Origin of the sequence: Pseudomonas sp. PS01299 (genome assembly GCF_029960145.1) — a bacterium.
GTDB lineage: Bacteria > Pseudomonadota > Gammaproteobacteria > Pseudomonadales > Pseudomonadaceae > Aquipseudomonas > Aquipseudomonas putida_A.
The window spans coordinates 1-17,741 of the sequence record NZ_JASCPO010000061.1 but is presented as its reverse complement, the minus strand read 5'-3'; the positions used below and the strand labels follow the sequence as shown (position 1 = coordinate 17,741).

Genomic DNA, 17,741 nt, shown 5'->3' with positions numbered 1-17,741 from the left:
CGGCCAGCCCGATCAGTTCACGCCGACCTTCACCGGGAATTCGGATGACCACGATTCCTGCCCTGCTTTGAGGATCGGCAGCGCGGGATAGCGGTATTCGCTGAGGGCCTTGAGTACGGCCTGGTCCACGTCGTGATTGCCAGAACTTTCGACCAAGGTGAGTTGCGGCACCAGCGAACCGGGTTTGCCTTTCGCCTCCAACGTGACCGGTTTACTCGCGGTGCCGGGTTTGATCTGTCTGTTCAACAGCAACTCGGTGTCGTACACCGTACTTGCGAGACTGGTGCTAACAGCGTCGTACCATTTTTCGTTGTAGCGCTGTGTCTGTTCGGCAGTCAGGGTCAACCCCTGGGCGCGGACCCGCTGCACACCGGCCCACGCCTGGTCATCGATTTGCTGGGTGGCGTTGAGGTAATGCGTCAGCGCCCCGGACAGGTCTTGCGGGCCACCTCGGCCCTCTTCCATCAACCGGGCCAGCGCGAACTCACTGTTGAAGCTTTCTCGGTGTGCGAGCGCCAACTGATAAAGCCGTCGCGCCTCGACAGCGTCGGGCGCCTGCCCGCGGCCCTCCTCGGCCATGCGCGCCAGTTGCTCATAACCGGCGCCGTCCACCGTAGCGACAGACTCATACAGGGAGCGCGCCTTGCGCACATCCGCCGATAAACCGCCACGACCAAACTCATAAAAAGCGCCGAGCGCAAGCTTGCAGTTGAGGTTGCCGTTGTTGCTGGCGTCGAGGATGTAGTCGACGCGATCGGCGGAAAGGTCACTCACCTTGGCGAACAGCAGGCAGCGAGTGCCGGTGAGACTTGCTTCCTGAGGAGTGGGTGGAGTGGTTTTGCAGCCTGCAACGAGGATCGTGAGGGCCAGAATAGCAACTGCCTTGTTCATGAGGGTCATCCGTTCATATCGATTTAAGGTGCCACGGTTGGAGCTGATTCAATCGAGGGAAGACTCAGTTCTTTCTGCTCTCGTCAAATCTCTGCCGCGGACTCTTGCCGTCGGTCCTGACGATCGGGATCGCCTGATAGCTCTTCTGGCCCGGTGGCATGATCGGGTCACCGGGAAAGCGATAATCGCTGAAGCCTTGCATCACTCTTTGATCAAGCGCGGTGTCGCCCGAGCTTTGCCGTATCGAAACCACCGGGGCCGATGCGCCCGGGGTGTACTCCAGCTGTACCTGCACTGGCTTGCTGGCAGACGTCGGATTGACGTTGTTCTCCAGAGACTTCTCTATGGCGGTGATGCGTTTCTTGAGGCCGCTTTGCACGCTGCTGACAAAGAGATTGTTGTAGCGCTGTTGCTGCTCGATCGTCAGAGGCAAGCCTTTGGCGCGCAGGCGTTCGATGCCTTGCCACGCGTCATCACCGAGATACTGCGTGGCGTTGAAGTAATGCGTCAGCGCGCCTTGCAGATCCTGCGGACCACCGCGCCCGTCCTCCATGTATTTGGCCAGTTTGGCTTCACTGCGCTGCTGCTCGGGCTTGCTCACGGCACGCTGATAAAACTGCCGCGCATCGGTGTCATTGACCGGCCCGCCGATGCCTTCTTCAGCCATGCGCCCAAGTTGACCGTAGGCGCTGGCGTCTTTACCGGCTACGGATTGATAGAGGGCCTTGGCTTTGGAAAAGTCCTGCGGTACACCGCGCCCCTTCTCGTACAGGTTGCCCAGCATGATCGTGCACGGCAGGTTACCGCTCTGACTCAGGTCGCGGATGTAGCTGACTTCCAGCGAGGTGATGGCTTTATCGTCCCAGTAGGCGAAGCAACGCAGAGCGGGAAAATCTGCGACCTGGGTATAAGCGCTGTTGGTTTTGCAGCCTGCAATGAGGGCGGTGAGCGCCAGTAGAGCAACAACCTTGTTCATGAACGGCATCCGTTAAAATCGTGCAGATTTCATCGGCAGGCAGGTGCAAAACCTGAAGCGTCGATCACTTGAACACACCACAAAACTTGTAGGAGTGAGCCTGCTCGCGATGGCGTCTGTTCAGTCGACATCCGTGCTGACGGGTCTACCGCTATCGCGAGCAGGCTCACTCCTACAGGTAGATCAAGGTTATTCCGTGCGCCCCGGCAACATCCGCACCAGCGTGTTATCCCGCACCCAGTAGTGGTGAAACAGCCCCGCCGCCGCGTGCAGGCCGATCAGCCAGTAGCCGGCGCTGCCCAGCGTTTCATGCCAGTACTTGAGCTGTTTGGCGAAGTCCGGGTCGATCGCCACCGGTGCCGGGACGTGGAAGCCGAAGTACGGGAACGGTTTGTCGGCTGCGGCGAGCATCAGCCAGGCGAGGATCGGCGTGGCGATCATCAGCACGTACAACGCCAGGTGCATCAGGTGCGAGATGCCGGTCTGCCAGGCTGGCGGCTTCGGAGTGATCGGCGGGCGTGGGCTCAAGCGGCCGAGGAGACGCACCCACACCAGCACGAAAATGCTCGCTCCGAACAGGCCATGGAAGCCCATTAGCAGGCCGCGCGCTTCGCTGCCCTTGGGCATGAAGCCCTTGATTTCAACACAGGCATAGACGCCGACAAACAACGCCAGCATCAGCCAGTGCAGGGTGATTGAGAGTTTTCCATAACGGGTTACGGCGGTGTCGCGGGTCATAAGAAGCGCCTCGTGATTGTCGTGAGTGACGGTCGATTCGTTCGACAGTCTCGATCCGGTTGCAGGGCGAACCGACGGTGCCACCCTGCCCTTGCAGTCTTAAGACAATCTGAAGATTGCCCGTTGATTAACCTTTTTTCACCTTCAGACTTCGTTAAGAAACGCCTCCGATACTGCGCTCAAATCATTGAGGGAGGCGTTCTGCCCATGCCCGATTTCGACTGGAACATTCCCCTTCCCCTGCGCTTCGGTCAAGCCGAAACGCCGCAGATGACGTTGACCGGCGCCTTGCCCGACGACGCGCTGCGAGAGACTTTCGAAGCTTTCATCCAGCAGCGTTTTCGCAAAGCCCACGGCGCCGACATTCGGCACTTTATGCCCGAGCTGTTCGGCATGCACAACGGCGACGGTGAGCTGTGTGCGGTGGCTGGTGTACGTCGTGCACATCAAGAGCCGCTGTTTCTCGAGCGCTATCTGGATGAACCGATCGAACCGTTGATCAGCGCTGCAGCGGATCGTCCGGTGGATCGCACTGGCATCGTCGAAGTCGGCAACCTCGCCGCCAGCGACACCGGCAGCGCCCGCATGAGCATCATCGCCATCACCTACCTGCTGGCCATGGGCGGCCTGGAATGGGTGACGTTCACCGGCAACATCGGGCTGGTCAACAGCTTCCATCGGCTCGGTCTGAAGCCAGTGACATTATGCGCCGCCGACCCGGATCGCCTGGGTGACGAGCGTCAACACTGGGGCAGTTATTACGAAAGCAAGCCGTGGGTGCACGTCGGCAACATCCGCGCCGGCTTCATCCATTTGCGCAATATCGGCCTGTTCACTCGATTGGGCCTGCCGACCTCGATTGAAGGAGCCTGCCATGTCGCTTGAACTGCAACGCTTCCAGGAAACCCTGCGCGACCATGCCCGGCGCAATGACAACAGCACCGCGCTGTGGGGCGATACGCTGAAACTCGATTACGCCACTGTTTACGCCGAGGTGCTGTATCGCCAGGAGCGCCTGCGCGATGAACAGGCGCAGGTGATCGCCTTGGCACTGGATAACGGCGTCGATGCGATGCTGTGGGATCTGGCCGTGTTGTTCGAGGGCTTGACCTGCGTGACGCTGCCGGCGTTTTTCAGCTCCGCGCAACGTGCCCATTGTCTGGAACAGAGCCAGGCCGAACGGGTGATTGCCGAACCGGAGCTGGACGCCGAACTGCTCGCCGCCGGTTACGAGAAGCATGGTGAGTTCTGGTGCCGCACGTTCGATGGCCCAAGTCGCCTGCCAGCCGGCACCGCCAAACTGACCTTCACCTCCGGCACCACCGGCACACCGAAAGGCGTGTGCCTGAGCGCCAACAGTTTGCTGCGTGTGGCGCGCGAGCTGGATCAAGCGAGCAAATCCACCGATCCACAGCATCATCTGGCGTTGTTGCCGCTGGCGATTCTGCTGGAAAACCTCGGCTGCTACGCCGCGCTGTACGCCGGTGCGACGCTGAGTCTGCCGAGCCAGAAAACCTTGGGCATCCAGGGCGCCAGCGGCGTCGATGTACCGCACCTGCTGGGTTATCTGGCCGGACGTGCGCCGGAGAGTCTGATTCTGGTGCCGCAACTGTTGCTGATGTTGGTCAGCGCTGCCGAACAGAAAGCCTTCGATCCACAAAAACTGCGTTTCGCCGCCGTCGGTGGTGCGCGGGTCTCGGAGGACTTGCTGCATCGCGCACAGCGTGTCGGCCTGCCGGTTTTCGAAGGTTATGGCTTGTCCGAATGCGCCTCGGTGGTGTGCCTCAATCGCCCCGGCGCGCGGCGTCCGGGTAGCGTCGGCCAGCCGCTGCCGCACGTTGAAGTGCGCTTGGCCGAAGACGGCGAAGTACTGATCAAGGGCTCGGCGCTGCTCGGTTATCTGGGGGACGCGCCATACGCTGATGAATGGTGGCCGAGCGGCGATCTGGGCGAGTTCGACCCCGAAGGTTTCCTCTACCTCAAGGGCCGCAAGAAGCACCAGTTCGTCACCAGTTTCGGGCGCAACGTCAACCCGGAATGGGTCGAGTCGGAACTGACCCAGCGCCGCCATATCGCCCAGGCCTTCGTCTACGGCGAGGCTCTGCCGCACAACCATGCCTTGCTCTGGCCGCACCGTGCCGATTGCAGCGACGCGGAGCTGGCGGCAGCGGTCGCCGAAGCCAACGAAGCCTTGCCCGATTACGCCCAGGTGCACCGCTGGACGCGCCTGCTGCAACCGTTCACCGCCGCCAATGGCCTGCTGACCGCCAATGGTCGGCCACGCCGCGAGGCGATTGTCGCGCTGTACCACGCCCAATTGACTGAATCCGCTGTTTCCGAGGAGTCCGCATCATGAATTTTTTCGACACCCTGCAAGAAGCCACGCAGCAGGAACGCCACGAGTTGTTCAACCTGCCGATCATCCTCGATGCCCTGCAAGGCAAGGTCAGCCTGGAAAGCTATCGGGCATTTCTGGCTCAGGCGTATTACCACGTGCGTCACACCGTGCCGTTGATGATGGCCTGCGGCGCGCGCCTGCCGACACGGCTGGAGTGGCTGCGCAAAGCCGTCTGCGAATACATCGAAGACGAATACGGCCATGAACAGTGGGTGCTCAACGATATTGCCGCGTGTGGCGGTGATCGCAACGCGGTGCGCGACGGGCAGCCATCGCTGCCGATCGAATTGATGGTCAGTTTCCTCTACGACTTGATCGCCCGAGGCAATCCGGTGGGCCTATTCGGCATGGTCAATGTGCTTGAAGGCACCAGCATCGCCCTGGCCACCCATGCGGCGGGCAGCATTCGCGAACGTCTGGCGCTGCCGGACACCGCGTTCAGCTACCTCAGCTCGCACGGTTCACTGGACATCGAGCACATGCAAACCTATCGCCGCTTGATGAATCAGCTGGAAGATCCAGAGGATCAGGCAGCGGTGATCCACGCCTCGAAAGTCGTCTATCGCCTATACACCGACATGTTCCGTGGCCTGCCACGTGACGCGGAGGCTCAACATGCAGCTGCGTGATGCGCGGGTGGTGTTGACCGGCGCCAGTGGCGGCATCGGCATGGCGATTGCCGAGGCCTTGTGCGCCGCCGGCGCCCAGGTATTGGCGGTGGCGCGGCATGAGCAGGCGCTGGCGCCGTTGCTTGAGCGCTACCCGAATTCGCTGTGCTGGGTCGCCGCCGACCTGACCTTCCTCAGCGACCGGCGCAAAGTGCTGGCCGCCGCCGAAGCCATTGGCGGCATCAACCTGCTGATCAACGCGGCCGGGGTCAACCACTTCGCCATGCTTGAACAGCTGGATGACAGCGACATCAACGCGATGCTCGCGGTGAACATCAGCGCACCGATGTGCCTGACCAAACTGCTGCTGCCACTGCTCAAACAGGCCGACAGCGCGATGGTGGTCAACGTCGGTTCCACTTACGGCTCGATCGGCTACCCCGGTTACGCCAGTTATTGCGCGACCAAGTTCGCCCTGCGCGGATTCTCCGAAGCGCTGCGCCGCGAACTGGCCGACACCCGGGTCAACGTGCTTTACGTCGCGCCCCGGGCCACGCGCACGTCGATGAACAGTGCGGCGGCGCAAGCCTTGAACGATGCGCTCAAGGCCAACGTCGATGACCCGCAAACCGTCGCCTCGGCGGTGATCCACGCGATCGCCGGCGACCGCCGCGACCTGTATCTGGGCTGGCCGGAGCGCTTCTTCGTACGCCTGAACAATCTGCTGCCACATCTGGTGGATCGAGGCCTGCGCAAGCAGTTGCCGCTGATTCGCCGCCTCAGTGAGAAACCTGACAACGAGCCGCCAAAATCATGAAAAGACTTTCCGTATGCCTGTTGCTCGCCGCCCTCAGCCAAAGCGTCTGGGCGCTGGAACCTGCCGATCAACAACGCCTCAATGGCATCCAGCAGAGCTGGGCGCACATCCAATATGAAGTGGCAGAAAAACAGCGCGCCGCCGCGTTCGAGCAGTTGTCGTCCGAAGCCACTGCCTTTACCACCCAGCGTCCGGCAGTGGCCGAAGCGTGGATCTGGAAAGGCATCGTCACCAGCAGTTGGGCCGGCGCTCAGGGCGGAATCGGTGCATTGGGCAAGGCCAAGGACGCCAAGGCCGATCTGGAAAAAGCCCTGACGCTCGACCCCAAAGCCTTGCAAGGCTCGGCCTACACCAGCCTCGCCGCGCTGTATGATCGCGTCCCGGGCTGGCCGATCGGTTTCGGCGACAGCGACAAGGCCGAGCAACTGCTCAAGCAAGCGCTGCAACTGAATCCGGAGGGCATCGACAGTCTGTACTTCTGGGGCGATCACCTCTACCGTCAGAAGCGCTACGCTGAAGCCAGGGTCGCGCTGCTCAAGGCCCAGCAGGCCGCCCCGCGCCCGGGCCGGGAAACCGCTGACGCCGGGCGCCGCAAAGAGATCGCCGCCCTGCTGGTGGACGTGAACAAGAAACTCGACTGACAGGAGCCCGCGTGCGTTTATTACTGATTGAGGATGACGTAGCCCTCGGTGAAGGCATTCATCAGGCATTGGGGCGCGAGGGCTACACCGTCGATTGGTTGAAGGATGGCAGCAGCGCGTTGCATGCGCTGCTCAGTGAAACCTTTGACGTTGCCGTACTCGATCTGGGCCTGCCGCGCATGGACGGCCTCGAAGTGCTGCGTCGTCTGCGCGACAGCGGTTCGAACCTGCCGGTGCTGATCCTCACCGCGCGCGATGCCACCGAAGACCGCATCGCCGGGCTGGACGCCGGCGCCGACGACTATCTGGTCAAACCCTTCGACCTCAATGAGTTCAAGGCACGCCTGCGCGCCTTGTTGCGTCGCAGTGCCGGGCGCGCCCAGGCGCTGATCGAACACGCCGGGATCAGCCTCAACCCCGGCACCCAGCAGGTCAGCTATCAGGGTCAACCTGTCGCGCTGACGCCCAAGGAGTATCAGTTGCTGCATGAATTGCTCTCGCCGCCGGGCCGGGTGATGACCCGCGACCAACTGATCCAGTTGCTTTACGGCTGGAACGAAGAAGCCGAGAGCAACACCCTGGAAGTGCACATCCATCACCTGCGCAAAAAATTCTCCACCGACCTGATCCGCACCATTCGCGGTGTGGGTTATCTGGTGGAGGAGCGTCGATGACCTCGATTCGTCGCCGTACGCTGACGCTGATCATCGGGCTGTTGCTCGCCGGTCTTGCGGTGCTCAGCGTGTTCAACCTGCACGACAGCAACCACGAAATCGCCGAAGTCTACGACGCGCAACTGGCGCAAAACGCTCGCCTGCTGCAAGGCGTGATGCGCATGCCGCTGGCGAGCAAGGATCACTCGCAGTTGTATCAGGCGTTCAATCAGGCGCTCGGCGAAGCCAAGCCACGCGTCGACGGCCATCCTTACGAAAGCAAGATCGCCTTCCAGGTGTGGAACCCGAAAAACGAGGTGCTGGTGCACACCGCCAGTGCCCCGTCGTTCACCGCCCCGCCGACGAAGCCGGGCTTCAGCGATGTGGTCGACTTGAACAACCGTCACTGGCGCGCCTTCATGCTCGAAGACCCGCAGAACGGTCTGCGCATCTGGGTCGGCGAACGCGATGATGTGCGCGCCGATCTGGTTGATCGCATCGTGCGCCACACGCTGTGGCCGAACGTGCTCGGCAGCCTGATACTCGCGGCGATGGTCTGGCTGGCGATCGGCTGGGGACTCAGGCCCTTGGCGAACATGGCGCAAACCTTGCGCGCCCGACACAGCGGCTCGCTGGAGCCACTGCAACTGACGCCGTTGCCCAGCGAACTGGAACCGATGCAGGCGGCGCTCAACCGCATGCTCGCGCAGATTCAGGAGGTACTTGGCCGCGAACGACGGTTTATCGCCGACGCCGCCCACGAGATGCGCACGCCACTGGCGGTGCTGCGGGTGCATGCGCAAAACCTGCTGGAGGCCGGTACCGAACAGGAGCGCCGCGAGTCGTTGCAGTTTCTGATTTCCGGCGTCGACCGCACCAGCCGTCTGGTCAACCAGTTGCTGACCATGGCCCGCCTCGAACCGAAATCCAACCCGCCGCCGCTGCAACGCATCGACCTCAGCGAAACCGTGCGCAACAGCCTCGTGCAACTGACGCCGTGGCTGTTGAGCAAACACCTGGAACTGGCCTTCGAGGACGGCGAACAACCGTTCCACGTCATGGCCAGCACCGCTGCAATCGACATCGCCTTGGGCAACCTGATCACCAACGCCGCCAACTTCTCGCCGGAGCACGGCGTGATCACGGTCAAACTGAGCCAGGCCGAGGGCTGGTGCCTGCTGAGCGTGGAGGATCAGGGCCCGGGAATAGACGAAGCGGATCGGGCGCGTCTGTTCGAACGCTTTTACAGCCGCGGCAACACACAAGGTGCGGGCTTGGGGCTGACCATCGTCAACACCATCGCATTGCGTCTGGGCGGGCGGATTACCTTGGTCAACCGGCCTGAGGGCGGCTTGCGCGCCACCTTGTCGATGCCTCTTGGCTCAGTTGTGCAGCAACGCAGCGGCGGATGACACCACCAGCAACACCGCCAGAATCCGGTTCAGCCACTGCAACTGCGCCGGATTGCTCAACCAGCGCGCCGCACCGCGACCGAGCAACGCCCACAGCGCCAGACACGGCAACGACACCAGAAAGAACGCCAGGCACAACGCGTTCAAGCCCTGCCCTTGCGCGGTAAATACGCTGATCACCGCAATCGACATCATCCACGACTTGGGGTTGACCCATTGCAACAGCGCGGCGCCGAGCAAGCTCAGTTCGGCTTTTTCCTCGCCGGCAGTGGGATCGATGGCGGTGGCCGGCGCGGTGAAAATCTGCCACGCCAGCCACAGCATCCAGCCCATCCCCAGCGCACTGATCACCGGGCGCACACCGGGCAGCATCAGCGTACTGGCGCCAGCGCCGGCCACCCACACCAACGAAGCGGCGCCCGCCCCCGCACCGAGAATGATCGGCAGGCACGGCCGCCAGCCGCGTCGGGCGCTGGTGCTGAGGACGATCAGGTTGGTCGGCCCCGGGGTGATCGAGGCAACGAAGGCAAAGAGGATGAACGCAAGCATGGCACGGCCCTGTAGAAAGTCAGGGCCTACTGTGATGGCTGAGCAGCGTGGTGGTCTTGAACGTTTGTTCAGCGGCGCAAGGTGCCGATGGCGCGCTGCTGATAGGCGCCCGGCGTGATGCCGTAGGCGCGCACGAACCAGCGGCCCAGATGGCTCTGGTCGGCGAAGCCGAGGCGGCTGGCGACTTCCACTGGCTGCATGCCGGCGGCGAGCATCTGCCGGCCACGGCTCAGACGCAGCTGGATCAGCCACGCGTGTGGCGCCAGACCATAGGCAGCCTTGAACGCGCGCGTCAGACGAAAGCGGTCGGTGCCGCAGACGTCGGCCAGGGTTTGCAGGCTGATGTCCTGTTCGTGGTAGGTCACCAGGTAATCGCGTGCCTGCCGGGCGAGCAATGGCGCGTGGTTGGCAGCGGTCGGTTGCGGTCGCCGGTACAGATGAATCGCCAGTCGTTCGAGCAAGGCATCCAGCGCCACATCGCGCACCATGCGCACGTCCTGCTGATGCAGCGCATTGAAGGCAAACAAGGTGGCCCGGGCCAGTTCGGGATCATCGTTGAGCACACTGCCGATTCCCGGCAAGCCGCTGCCGTAACTGCCCAGATGCAAACCGTCCAGCGCTTGCTCCAGCCATGCCGGTTGCAGATAGAGCATGCGATAGGTGAAACCGTCCGGGCTCGGCGCATCGCCGTCATGGATGTCGCCGGGTTCCAGCATGAAGACCTTGCCCGGCGTGCTGTCGTGCCGCGCCCGACGGCTGTTGAAGCGCTGCACGCCTTGCTCGGTGAAGCCGATCAGGTAGGTTTCGTGCCAGTGCGGATCGTAGGCATGCGCGTGCCCGGCGAAATGCGCGTGCAGGGTTTCGATGCCGGTCTCCCGGTCGCGGGCAAGGTCGATCCAGTTGCTCATGGCGTGCGTACAGTGGTGGGCTGGGGTCAGTAATCCACAATTGGCGGGTTGAGGCTAGAAGGTTTGTGCATTTCAGATCGAGCGTTGATTGACCCGCGCCATCAGTTGCTCGGCACTTTCCTTGCGCTCGGAATAGCGATCCACCAGAAAATCCTGGCGCTCGCGCAGCAGCACGGTGAACTTCACCAGCTCTTCCATCACATCAACCACGCGGTCATAAAACGCTGACGGTTTCATCCGCCCCGCCTCATCGAATTCCGTGAACGCCTTGGGCACCGAAGACTGATTGGGGATGGTGAACATGCGCATCCAGCGCCCCAGCACGCGCAGTTGATTGACCACGTTGAACGACTGCGAACCGCCGCAGACCTGCATCACCGCGAGGGTTTTGCCCTGGGTCGGACGCACCGCGCCGAGCTCCAGCGGAATCCAGTCGATCTGTGCCTTGAACACCGCCGACATCGCGCCGTGGCGTTCCGGCGAACACCAGACCTGACCTTCCGACCACAGCACCAGCTCGCGCAGTTCCTGGACTTTCGGAAGGTCGACCGGGGCGTCGTCAGGCAACGGCAAACCGGACGGATTGAAGATGCGCGTCTCGGCACCGAAGTGCTCCAGCAAGCGTGCGGCCTCCTCCACCAGCAGACGGCTGAAGGAGCGTTCGCGGGTCGAGCCGTAGAGCAGCAGGATGCGCGGTTTGTGTTCGTGCGAAGGTGATGTGATCCGGCCTTCGAACAGGCTGTGATCAAGATTGGGCAGGTGCTCTGACATACGTCCTCCGGCTCAGAGGGAGCCGATGCGATCCAGTTCGCGCTGAAGCTCAACGCGGCTGAGTGATTTGAAAGGAAGACCGAGGAAGGTTGCGCAGCGGCGCTCGATGATCGCCAGCGTGGCACGGAACGCCGCATCCACTGCGGCCTCGTCACCGCTCACATCAGAGGGATCTTCCAGCCCCCAATGACATTTGATCGCCGGGCCGAAGTACACCGGGCAGGTTTCGCCCGCTGCCTTGTCGCAGACAGTGATGACGATGTCCGGCGGGTTGCCTTCAAAGGCGTCGTTGCCTTTGCTGTACAAACCGTCGATGGAAATACCGGCCTGTTGCAGCGTCGTCAGGCTGCGCGGCAACACCTGGCCTTTTGGGAAACTGCCGGCGCTCACCGCCTCGAAACCCTCGCGTGCCAGATGATTGAACATGGCTTCGGAAAGGATGCTGCGGCAACTGTTGGCCGTGCACATGAACAGGACACGCATGGATAGCTCCGGGGTTATTTGAAGTTCAGCAGCACGCGGTTTCGCGGGCAGGACGGCCGTCCATGTTGTGCAGGCGACAGGCATTGTCCTTGAGCCAATCGGCGTTGGCCGTGGCCGTGACCTTGAGGATCTGGTGAACCCAATCCGGCAGATCCGGGTTGAGCCGGTAATAGACCCACTGACCCTGACGGCGATCGAGCAACAACCCATTGCTGCGCAGTTGCGCGAGGTGGCGGCTGATTTTCGGCTGGCTGTCGTCGAGGGCGCACATCAGCTCGCAGACACACAGCTCACCCTGCTCGGCAATCAGCAAGGTGGCGCGGGCACGGGTTTCATCGGCCAGGCTTTTGAACAGTTCAGTGGGGGTGAGCATGGGGGGGCGGGCTCGAACATATGGAAAACCGAATATACGGATATCCATATATTATTCAACCCCAGATGCGATCCCTTGTAGGAGTGAGCCTGCTCGCGATAGCGGCATGACTGTGAAGCAGAAGTCGCCTGATACACCGCTATCGCGAGCAGGCTCACTCCTACAAGGGAATTGTGTGGGCAGGATCAGCCGCGCAACAGGCCTTGCTCCGCCTCGCAAAGACCGACGACATAATCCCAGACCACCCGCAGCCGCACCGACCTGTGCAACTCTCGCCGGGTGCTGATCCAGTAACTGCGCTCGATGCTGTCATCCGGCAGCAACCGCAGAACCCTGTGGGAGCGAGCTTGCTCGCGAAGGCGTAGTGTCAGTCGATATCTACTTCACAGACATACCGCCTTCGCGAGCAAGCCCGCTCCCACAAGGGGATTTGTGCGGGGCGGGACTATCCGCGCAACAGCTCCTGCTCCGCCTCGCAAAGGCCGACGACATAATCCCAGACCACCCGCAGCCGCACCGACTTGTGCAGCTCGCGCCGGGTACTGATCCAGTAACTGCGCTCGATGCTGTCATCCGGCAATAACGCCACCAGATCCGGATCCGACGCGGCCATGTAGCAAGGCAACACCGCAATGCCCAATCCCGAGCGCGCCGCTTCCTGCTGGGCGATGACGCTGGTGCTATGGAACACCACGCGCGGGCTGCGGCAGAAGCTGTTGAGGAACATCAGTTCCTGACTGAACAGCAAATCATCGACATAACCGATCCACGCATGCCGCGCGAGGTCTTCGCGGCTGCGCAACGGCGGTGCGTTGTCGAGGTAGCGTTGGCTGGCGTAGAGCGCCAATCGATAGTCGGTGAGTTTGCGCGTGACCAGCATGTCCGCCGCGGGGCGCTCCAGATGAATGCTGATTTCCGCCTCGCGGTTGAGGATGCTGACGAAGCGCGGCACGGCGACCAGTTCCACTTCCAGCCCCGGATAACGTTCGAACAGGCCGATCATCCGGCTGGCGAGAAACTTGATGCCCAGCCCTTCGGTGACGCCGACACGGATCTTGCCCAGCGGTGCGGTGGACTGGGTGATTTCTTCCTGGGCCAGCAGCGCGACGTTCTCCATGGCTTCAGCGTGCTTGAGCAGCGCCTCGCCTGCCGGGGTCATTTCATAGCCCTGGGCGTGCTGGACGAACAGCGCGGTGCCGAGGCTTTTTTCGATGGCCTCGATGTGTCGGGCCACGGTGGCGTGAGTAGTGTTCAAGCGCCGGGCAGCGGTGAGCAGGCGGCCGCTGCGTTGCAACTCAAGAAAGAACCGCAGGTCATTCCAGTCGAACATGGGGTGTCCTTGTCAGCTATGGTCAATCCGGGCTGTTTGAAAACGCACAGCGGCTGCGCAAAAACTAACATTCTTTTAACGAAAGCTAACAACTAGAGTGTCCGACAATAAAAACAAAAAGCGAGGTCAGGGAATGCAGACTTCCCTTGAAGAATACGACTACATCGTGGTCGGCGCCGGCCCCGCCGGATGCCTGCTGGCCAATCGACTGTCGGCAGACAAACAGCAGCGGGTGTTGCTGCTCGAAGCCGGCGGACGCGACAACTATGCGTGGATTCACATCCCCGTGGGTTACCTGTTCTGCATCGGCAACCCGCGCACAGACTGGTGCTTCAAGACCGAAGCGCAACCCGGCCTGCAAGGTCGCAGCCTGAGCTACCCACGCGGCAAAGTGCTCGGTGGCTGCTCCTCGATCAACGGCATGATCTACATGCGCGGCCAGGCTGGTGACTACGACGGCTGGGCCGCCGAGGGCAATCCGGGCTGGGCCTGGAACGACGTGCTGCCACTGTTCAAACAGAGCGAAAACCATTTTGCCGGCGCCGCTGAATTTCATGGTGCCAAGGGTGAATGGCGGGTCGAGCAACAGCGGCTGTCATGGCCGATTCTCGACGCGTTTCGCAGTGCCGCCGAACAGAGCGGCATCGCCAGCATCGACGACTTCAACCAGGGCGACAACGAGGGTTGCGGCTACTTTCAGGTCAACCAGAAATCAGGAGTGCGCTGGAACGCGGCCAAGGCTTTTCTCAAACCTGTTCGCGAGCGGACCAATCTGACGGTGCTGACCGGGGTTGAAGTGGATCGGGTGCTGCTGGAAAACGGCCGTGCTTCAAAAGTCAGCGCGCGTCACGAAGGCCAGGTGAAAAGCTTCAAGGCGCGCAAGGAAATCGTCCTCTGCGCTGGCGCCGTGGGTTCGCCGAGCATTCTGCAACGCTCCGGGATCGGCCCGCGTCCGTTACTGGAACGCCTCGGCATCGGGGTGATTCATGAGCTGCCGGGGGTCGGCGGCAATCTGCAGGATCACCTGCAACTGCGCCTGATCTACAAACTGCAGAACGCTCGAACCCTGAATCAGATCGCCGGCAGCGTCTGGGGCAAGATGGGCATGGGCCTGCGTTATCTGTATGACCGCAGCGGGCCGCTGTCGATGGCGCCGAGTCAGCTCGGAGCGTTTGCCCGATCCGGGCCGGAGCAGACTTCCGCCAACCTTGAGTATCACGTGCAGCCGCTGTCGCTGGAGCGTTTTGGCGAGCCGCTGCACAGCTTTCCGGCGTTCACCGCGTCGGTGTGTGATCTGCGTCCGCAGAGCCGTGGCCGCATCGACATCCGTTCGGCAGACCCGCAGGAAGCACCGCTGATTCAACCCAATTACCTCAGCCATCCTGAAGACCTGCGCGTGGCCGCCGACGCGATCCGCCTGACCCGCCGCATCGTCAGCGCCCCGGCCCTGCAAGCGTTCAAACCGGTGGAATATCTGCCCGGCGACAGCCTGCAAAGCGAGGAGCAATTGCACGAAGCGGCGGCGCGCATCGGTACGACGATTTTCCATCCGGTCGGCACCTGTCGCATGGGCAGTGACGCTGACGCGGTGGTCGACGCGCAATTGCGCGTGCATGGCGTGCCCGGCCTGCGCATCGCCGACGCCTCGATCATGCCGCGCATCACCTCAGGCAACACCTGTTCGCCTACGCTGATGATTGCCGAGAAGGCGGCGCAGTTGATCCTTTCAGGACCTGTTCACAGCCCCAGTGTGGGAGCGGGCTTGCTCGCGAAAGCGGAGTGTCATTCACCCATGATTTGACTGACACGGCCCCTTCGGGAGCAAGCCCCCTCCCACAGGAATCAACAGCAGATTCAAGGCATCACGCAGTACCCGGACACGCAACACCAGTGGAACAACAAAAACAATCACTGTGAGGGATACCGACATGTCAGAACACGCTCAGCCGCTGGACGCCGCGAGCGGCGCCAGCACCAGCAACGCCACGCAGAAAGTCATCTTCGCCTCGTCTCTGGGGACGGTGTTCGAGTGGTATGACTTCTTCCTCTACGGCGCCCTCGCGGCGGTGATCAGCAAGCAGTTTTTCGCCGGGGTCAACGACACCACGGCGTTCATCTTCGCGCTGATGGCCTTTGCCGCCGGGTTTATCGTGCGGCCGTTCGGGGCGCTGGTGTTCGGTCGGTTGGGGGACATGATCGGGCGCAAATACACCTTCCTCGCGACCATCATTCTGATGGGGATCGCCACGTTCTGCGTCGGCCTGCTGCCGACCTACGCCAGCATCGGCATTGCCGCGCCGATCATTCTGGTGGTGCTGCGCATGCTTCAGGGTCTGGCCCTGGGCGGTGAATACGGCGGCGCCGCGACCTATGTGGCGGAACACGCGCCGATCGGCAAACGCGGCTTCCACACCAGCTGGATTCAATCCACTGCAACCCTCGGCCTGCTGCTGTCGCTGCTGGTGGTGCTCGGTTGCCGCTACTTCACTGGCGATCAGTTTGAAGTCTGGGGTTGGCGTATTCCGTTCCTGCTGTCGATCGTGCTGCTAGGCATTTCCACCTGGATCCGCCTGAGCCTGCACGAGTCGCCGGCGTACCTGAAAATGAAAGAGGAAGGCAAAGCCTCGAAAGCGCCGATCCGCGAATCCTTCGGCAAATGGGAGAACCTCAAGGTCGTGCTGATCGCGCTGTTCAGCATCAACGCCGGGCAAGCGGTGACCTTTTACGCTGCGCAGTTCTACGTGCTGTTCTTCCTCACCCAGTTCCTGAAAATGGACCCGGCGGTGGCCAACAGCCTGCTGATCATCAGTGTGGTGATCGGTGCGCCGTTCTTCATCATTTTCGGCTGGCTGTCGGACAAGGTTGGACGCAAACCAGTGCTGATGCTCGGGCTGCTGCTGGCCACTGCGCTGTACTTCCCGATCTTCAAATCCCTGGCGCATTACGCCAACCCGGCTATCGATCAGGCCAGCCGTCAGGCGCCGATCACCGTGCTGGCCGATCCGGCCACCTGCACCTTCCAGTTCGACCCGGTGGGCAAGGCCAAATTCGACAGCCCGTGCGACAAGGTCAAGACCTTCCTGGTCAAGCAGGGCCTGCCCTACTCCAGCGTCGCCGCCCCGGCGGGCAGCGGCGTGCAGGTGAGCGTCGGCGACGTGAAAATCGACGGCTACGACGAATCGGCCCTGCGCGGCGCGGTGACCCTCGCCGGCTACCCGCAACAGGCCGACCTGCAACAGATCAACAAACCGATGATCGTGGCGCTGATCGTCGCACTGATCATCATCTCGGCCATGTGCTACGGCCCGCTCGCGGCGCTGATGGTCGAACTGTTCCCGACCCGCATCCGCTACACCTCGATGTCCCTGCCGTATCACATCGGCAACGGCTGGTTCGGCGGTTTCCTGCCAACGGTGTCGTTCGCGCTGGTGGTGTACACCGGGGATATTTTCTATGGGCTGTGGTACCCGGTGCTGATTACCGGGGTGAGCCTGGTGGTGGGGATGATTTGTCTGCGGGAGACGAAGAATATCGATCTCGATAAGAACTGAATCTGAAACATGATCCTTTGGTAAAAAAACCTGTGGCGAGGGGATTTATCCCCGATGGGGTGCGTAGCGCCCCCTGTGAAAAATGGGACTACTGCGTAGTCCATCGGGGATAAATCCCCTCGCCACAATTAAATCTCTTCCTCCAGTAACTAAGCGTCAGCCTTGATCACCTCGAACTTCACCTGATCCGGATAAAACGCCACATAGTTCTTGATCGCATCGACCGAGATCTTCGGTTTCTCGTACGTCCACACCGCATTCGCCCCCTCATGCCCCGGCACTTGCAGGCTGAAGTAATTGGCATCGCCCTTGTACGGGCAGTAACTGGTGTGGTCGGTGCGGGCGAAGTATTTCTCGTCGATGTCCTCGCGGGGCACGTAGTACACCGGCGGGTAGTTGGCTTCATGGAGAACCAGCACGTGAGAGGACGCCGCGACCTGGATGCCGTGGAACTTCACCAGCAGGCAACCGGGGAGTTCTTCGAGGGTGATGACGGGATTGAGGCCGGTGGTGCTCATTGGGGTTTCTCCAGGGACAAATGAACTGTGGCGAGGGAGCTTGCTCCCGCTGGGCTGCATAGCAGACCCAAATCCGGAAATCGCGCTGCATCAGGTATAACGCGATTTCCGGATTTGGGTCTGC

At 61.7% G+C, this 17,741-nt stretch carries 19 protein-coding genes and 1 pseudogene; 9 read left to right on the top strand and 11 right to left on the bottom strand.

What is annotated here, in order from left to right:
• Positions 1 to 12: 12 nt before the first annotated feature.
• From QMX91_RS13450 to QMX91_RS13440, 3 genes are all read right to left on the bottom strand, one after another.
• The gene (locus QMX91_RS13450; RefSeq protein ID WP_282412863.1) at positions 13 to 891 is read right to left on the bottom strand and encodes a sel1 repeat family protein; all 879 of its coding nucleotides are present in this window, start codon (positions 889 to 891) and stop codon (positions 13 to 15) included.
• Between the two features lie 64 nt (positions 892 to 955).
• A complete protein-coding gene (locus QMX91_RS13445; RefSeq protein WP_282412862.1) occupies positions 956 to 1,867 on the bottom strand; it encodes a sel1 repeat family protein in 912 nt (303 codons plus the stop codon).
• 189 nt (positions 1,868 to 2,056) lie between these two features.
• A complete protein-coding gene (locus QMX91_RS13440; protein WP_098964407.1) occupies positions 2,057 to 2,605 on the bottom strand; it encodes a cytochrome b in 549 nt (182 codons plus the stop codon).
• Positions 2,606 to 2,812: 207 nt separating this feature from the next.
• On the opposite strand from QMX91_RS13440, the gene QMX91_RS13435 reads away from it, so the two are divergent.
• Genes QMX91_RS13435 through QMX91_RS13405 form a run of 7 tightly spaced genes read left to right on the top strand, consistent with a single transcriptional unit; the run spans position 2,813 to position 9,134 of the window.
• Positions 2,813 to 3,490 (top strand): thermostable hemolysin, encoded by a 678-nt coding sequence (locus tag QMX91_RS13435; RefSeq protein WP_098964408.1) that lies wholly within the window; start codon positions 2,813 to 2,815, stop codon positions 3,488 to 3,490.
• Positions 3,480 to 4,961, top strand: coding sequence for an AMP-binding protein (locus tag QMX91_RS13430; protein ID WP_282412861.1), 1,482 nt, complete (start codon positions 3,480 to 3,482; stop codon positions 4,959 to 4,961). The genes QMX91_RS13435 and QMX91_RS13430 overlap by 11 nt, the downstream gene beginning before the upstream one ends.
• Entirely contained in the window at positions 4,958 to 5,632 is a 675-nt protein-coding gene (locus QMX91_RS13425; protein WP_282412860.1) for an iron-containing redox enzyme family protein, read from the top strand. The genes QMX91_RS13430 and QMX91_RS13425 overlap by 4 nt, the downstream gene beginning before the upstream one ends.
• Positions 5,619 to 6,428: an SDR family oxidoreductase gene (locus QMX91_RS13420; RefSeq protein ID WP_202369859.1), complete on the top strand. Its 810-nt coding sequence runs from the start codon at positions 5,619 to 5,621 to the stop codon at positions 6,426 to 6,428. Before QMX91_RS13425 ends, QMX91_RS13420 begins: the two co-directional genes overlap by 14 nt.
• Entirely contained in the window at positions 6,425 to 7,069 is a 645-nt protein-coding gene (locus tag QMX91_RS13415; RefSeq protein ID WP_282412859.1) for a tetratricopeptide repeat protein, read from the top strand. The genes QMX91_RS13420 and QMX91_RS13415 overlap by 4 nt, the downstream gene beginning before the upstream one ends.
• Positions 7,070 to 7,080: 11 nt before the next feature.
• On the top strand, positions 7,081 to 7,743 hold the full coding sequence (locus tag QMX91_RS13410; protein WP_098964413.1) for a response regulator: 663 nt from the start codon (positions 7,081 to 7,083) through the stop codon (positions 7,741 to 7,743).
• Positions 7,740 to 9,134 carry an ATP-binding protein gene (locus QMX91_RS13405; RefSeq protein ID WP_282412858.1) on the top strand — a complete coding sequence of 465 codons (1,395 nt, stop codon included), beginning with the start codon at positions 7,740 to 7,742 and terminating at the stop codon, positions 9,132 to 9,134. Before QMX91_RS13410 ends, QMX91_RS13405 begins: the two co-directional genes overlap by 4 nt.
• Here the strand turns inward: QMX91_RS13405 and QMX91_RS13400 are convergent.
• The 7 genes and pseudogenes from QMX91_RS13400 to QMX91_RS13370 form a co-directional block, all read right to left on the bottom strand.
• Positions 9,105 to 9,683 carry a LysE family translocator gene (locus QMX91_RS13400; RefSeq protein ID WP_282412857.1) on the bottom strand — a complete coding sequence of 193 codons (579 nt, stop codon included), beginning with the start codon at positions 9,681 to 9,683 and terminating at the stop codon, positions 9,105 to 9,107. The genes QMX91_RS13405 and QMX91_RS13400 overlap by 30 nt on opposite strands.
• A 68-nt stretch (positions 9,684 to 9,751) precedes the next feature.
• Positions 9,752 to 10,591 (bottom strand): AraC family transcriptional regulator, encoded by an 840-nt coding sequence (locus tag QMX91_RS13395; RefSeq protein ID WP_282412856.1) that lies wholly within the window; start codon positions 10,589 to 10,591, stop codon positions 9,752 to 9,754.
• 72 nt (positions 10,592 to 10,663) lie between these two features.
• Positions 10,664 to 11,362, bottom strand: a complete 699-nt coding sequence (gene arsH / locus QMX91_RS13390; RefSeq protein ID WP_282412855.1) for an arsenical resistance protein ArsH — start codon at positions 11,360 to 11,362, stop codon at positions 10,664 to 10,666.
• A 12-nt stretch (positions 11,363 to 11,374) separates the two neighbouring features.
• On the bottom strand, positions 11,375 to 11,845 hold the full coding sequence (locus QMX91_RS13385) for an arsenate reductase ArsC (RefSeq protein WP_098964417.1): 471 nt from the start codon (positions 11,843 to 11,845) through the stop codon (positions 11,375 to 11,377).
• Between the two features lie 25 nt (positions 11,846 to 11,870).
• Positions 11,871 to 12,218, bottom strand: coding sequence for a metalloregulator ArsR/SmtB family transcription factor (locus QMX91_RS13380; protein WP_098964418.1), 348 nt, complete (start codon positions 12,216 to 12,218; stop codon positions 11,871 to 11,873).
• Positions 12,219 to 12,403: 185 nt separating this feature from the next.
• Positions 12,404 to 12,550: pseudogene (locus QMX91_RS13375) on the bottom strand (LysR family transcriptional regulator); the annotation flags it as partial.
• A gap of 113 nt (positions 12,551 to 12,663) precedes the next feature.
• Positions 12,664 to 13,548, bottom strand: a complete 885-nt coding sequence (locus QMX91_RS13370) for a LysR family transcriptional regulator (protein ID WP_098964419.1) — start codon at positions 13,546 to 13,548, stop codon at positions 12,664 to 12,666.
• Between the two features lie 133 nt (positions 13,549 to 13,681).
• Between QMX91_RS13370 and QMX91_RS13365 the strand changes: the two genes are divergently transcribed.
• Both QMX91_RS13365 and QMX91_RS13360 read left to right on the top strand, forming a co-directional pair.
• The gene (locus QMX91_RS13365) at positions 13,682 to 15,349 is read left to right on the top strand and encodes a GMC family oxidoreductase N-terminal domain-containing protein (protein WP_282412854.1); all 1,668 of its coding nucleotides are present in this window, start codon (positions 13,682 to 13,684) and stop codon (positions 15,347 to 15,349) included.
• Between the two features lie 127 nt (positions 15,350 to 15,476).
• A complete protein-coding gene (locus tag QMX91_RS13360) occupies positions 15,477 to 17,099 on the top strand; it encodes an MFS transporter (RefSeq protein ID WP_027611735.1) in 1,623 nt (540 codons plus the stop codon).
• A 149-nt stretch (positions 17,100 to 17,248) separates the two neighbouring features.
• Here the strand turns inward: QMX91_RS13360 and QMX91_RS13355 are convergent, their stop codons facing one another.
• Complete coding sequence (locus QMX91_RS13355; RefSeq protein ID WP_098964421.1) at positions 17,249 to 17,617, bottom strand: DUF427 domain-containing protein; 369 nt, start codon at positions 17,615 to 17,617, stop codon at positions 17,249 to 17,251.
• Between the last annotated feature and the right edge of the window lie 124 nt (positions 17,618 to 17,741).

Bases quoted from the DNA above. Each gene is read 5' to 3' on its own strand.
- QMX91_RS13395 (WP_282412856.1), bottom strand. From the start codon at position 10,591: ATGAGCAACTGGATCGACCTTGCCCGCGACCGGGAGACCGGCATCGAA.
- QMX91_RS13425 (WP_282412860.1), top strand. From the start codon at position 4,958: ATGAATTTTTTCGACACCCTGCAAGAAGCCACGCAGCAGGAACGCCAC.
- QMX91_RS13405 (WP_282412858.1), top strand. From the start codon at position 7,740: ATGACCTCGATTCGTCGCCGTACGCTGACGCTGATCATCGGGCTGTTG.
- QMX91_RS13450 (WP_282412863.1), bottom strand. From the start codon at position 891: ATGAACAAGGCAGTTGCTATTCTGGCCCTCACGATCCTCGTTGCAGGC.
- QMX91_RS13355 (WP_098964421.1), bottom strand. From the start codon at position 17,617: ATGAGCACCACCGGCCTCAATCCCGTCATCACCCTCGAAGAACTCCCC.
- QMX91_RS13370 (WP_098964419.1), bottom strand. From the start codon at position 13,548: ATGTTCGACTGGAATGACCTGCGGTTCTTTCTTGAGTTGCAACGCAGC.
- QMX91_RS13440 (WP_098964407.1), bottom strand. From the start codon at position 2,605: ATGACCCGCGACACCGCCGTAACCCGTTATGGAAAACTCTCAATCACC.
- QMX91_RS13360 (WP_027611735.1), top strand. From the start codon at position 15,477: ATGTCAGAACACGCTCAGCCGCTGGACGCCGCGAGCGGCGCCAGCACC.
- arsH (WP_282412855.1), bottom strand. From the start codon at position 11,362: ATGTCAGAGCACCTGCCCAATCTTGATCACAGCCTGTTCGAAGGCCGG.
- QMX91_RS13415 (WP_282412859.1), top strand. From the start codon at position 6,425: ATGAAAAGACTTTCCGTATGCCTGTTGCTCGCCGCCCTCAGCCAAAGC.
- QMX91_RS13380 (WP_098964418.1), bottom strand. From the start codon at position 12,218: ATGCTCACCCCCACTGAACTGTTCAAAAGCCTGGCCGATGAAACCCGT.
- QMX91_RS13365 (WP_282412854.1), top strand. From the start codon at position 13,682: ATGCAGACTTCCCTTGAAGAATACGACTACATCGTGGTCGGCGCCGGC.
- QMX91_RS13430 (WP_282412861.1), top strand. From the start codon at position 3,480: ATGTCGCTTGAACTGCAACGCTTCCAGGAAACCCTGCGCGACCATGCC.
- QMX91_RS13420 (WP_202369859.1), top strand. From the start codon at position 5,619: ATGCAGCTGCGTGATGCGCGGGTGGTGTTGACCGGCGCCAGTGGCGGC.
- QMX91_RS13435 (WP_098964408.1), top strand. From the start codon at position 2,813: ATGCCCGATTTCGACTGGAACATTCCCCTTCCCCTGCGCTTCGGTCAA.
- QMX91_RS13385 (WP_098964417.1), bottom strand. From the start codon at position 11,845: ATGCGTGTCCTGTTCATGTGCACGGCCAACAGTTGCCGCAGCATCCTT.
- QMX91_RS13400 (WP_282412857.1), bottom strand. From the start codon at position 9,683: ATGCTTGCGTTCATCCTCTTTGCCTTCGTTGCCTCGATCACCCCGGGG.
- QMX91_RS13445 (WP_282412862.1), bottom strand. From the start codon at position 1,867: ATGAACAAGGTTGTTGCTCTACTGGCGCTCACCGCCCTCATTGCAGGC.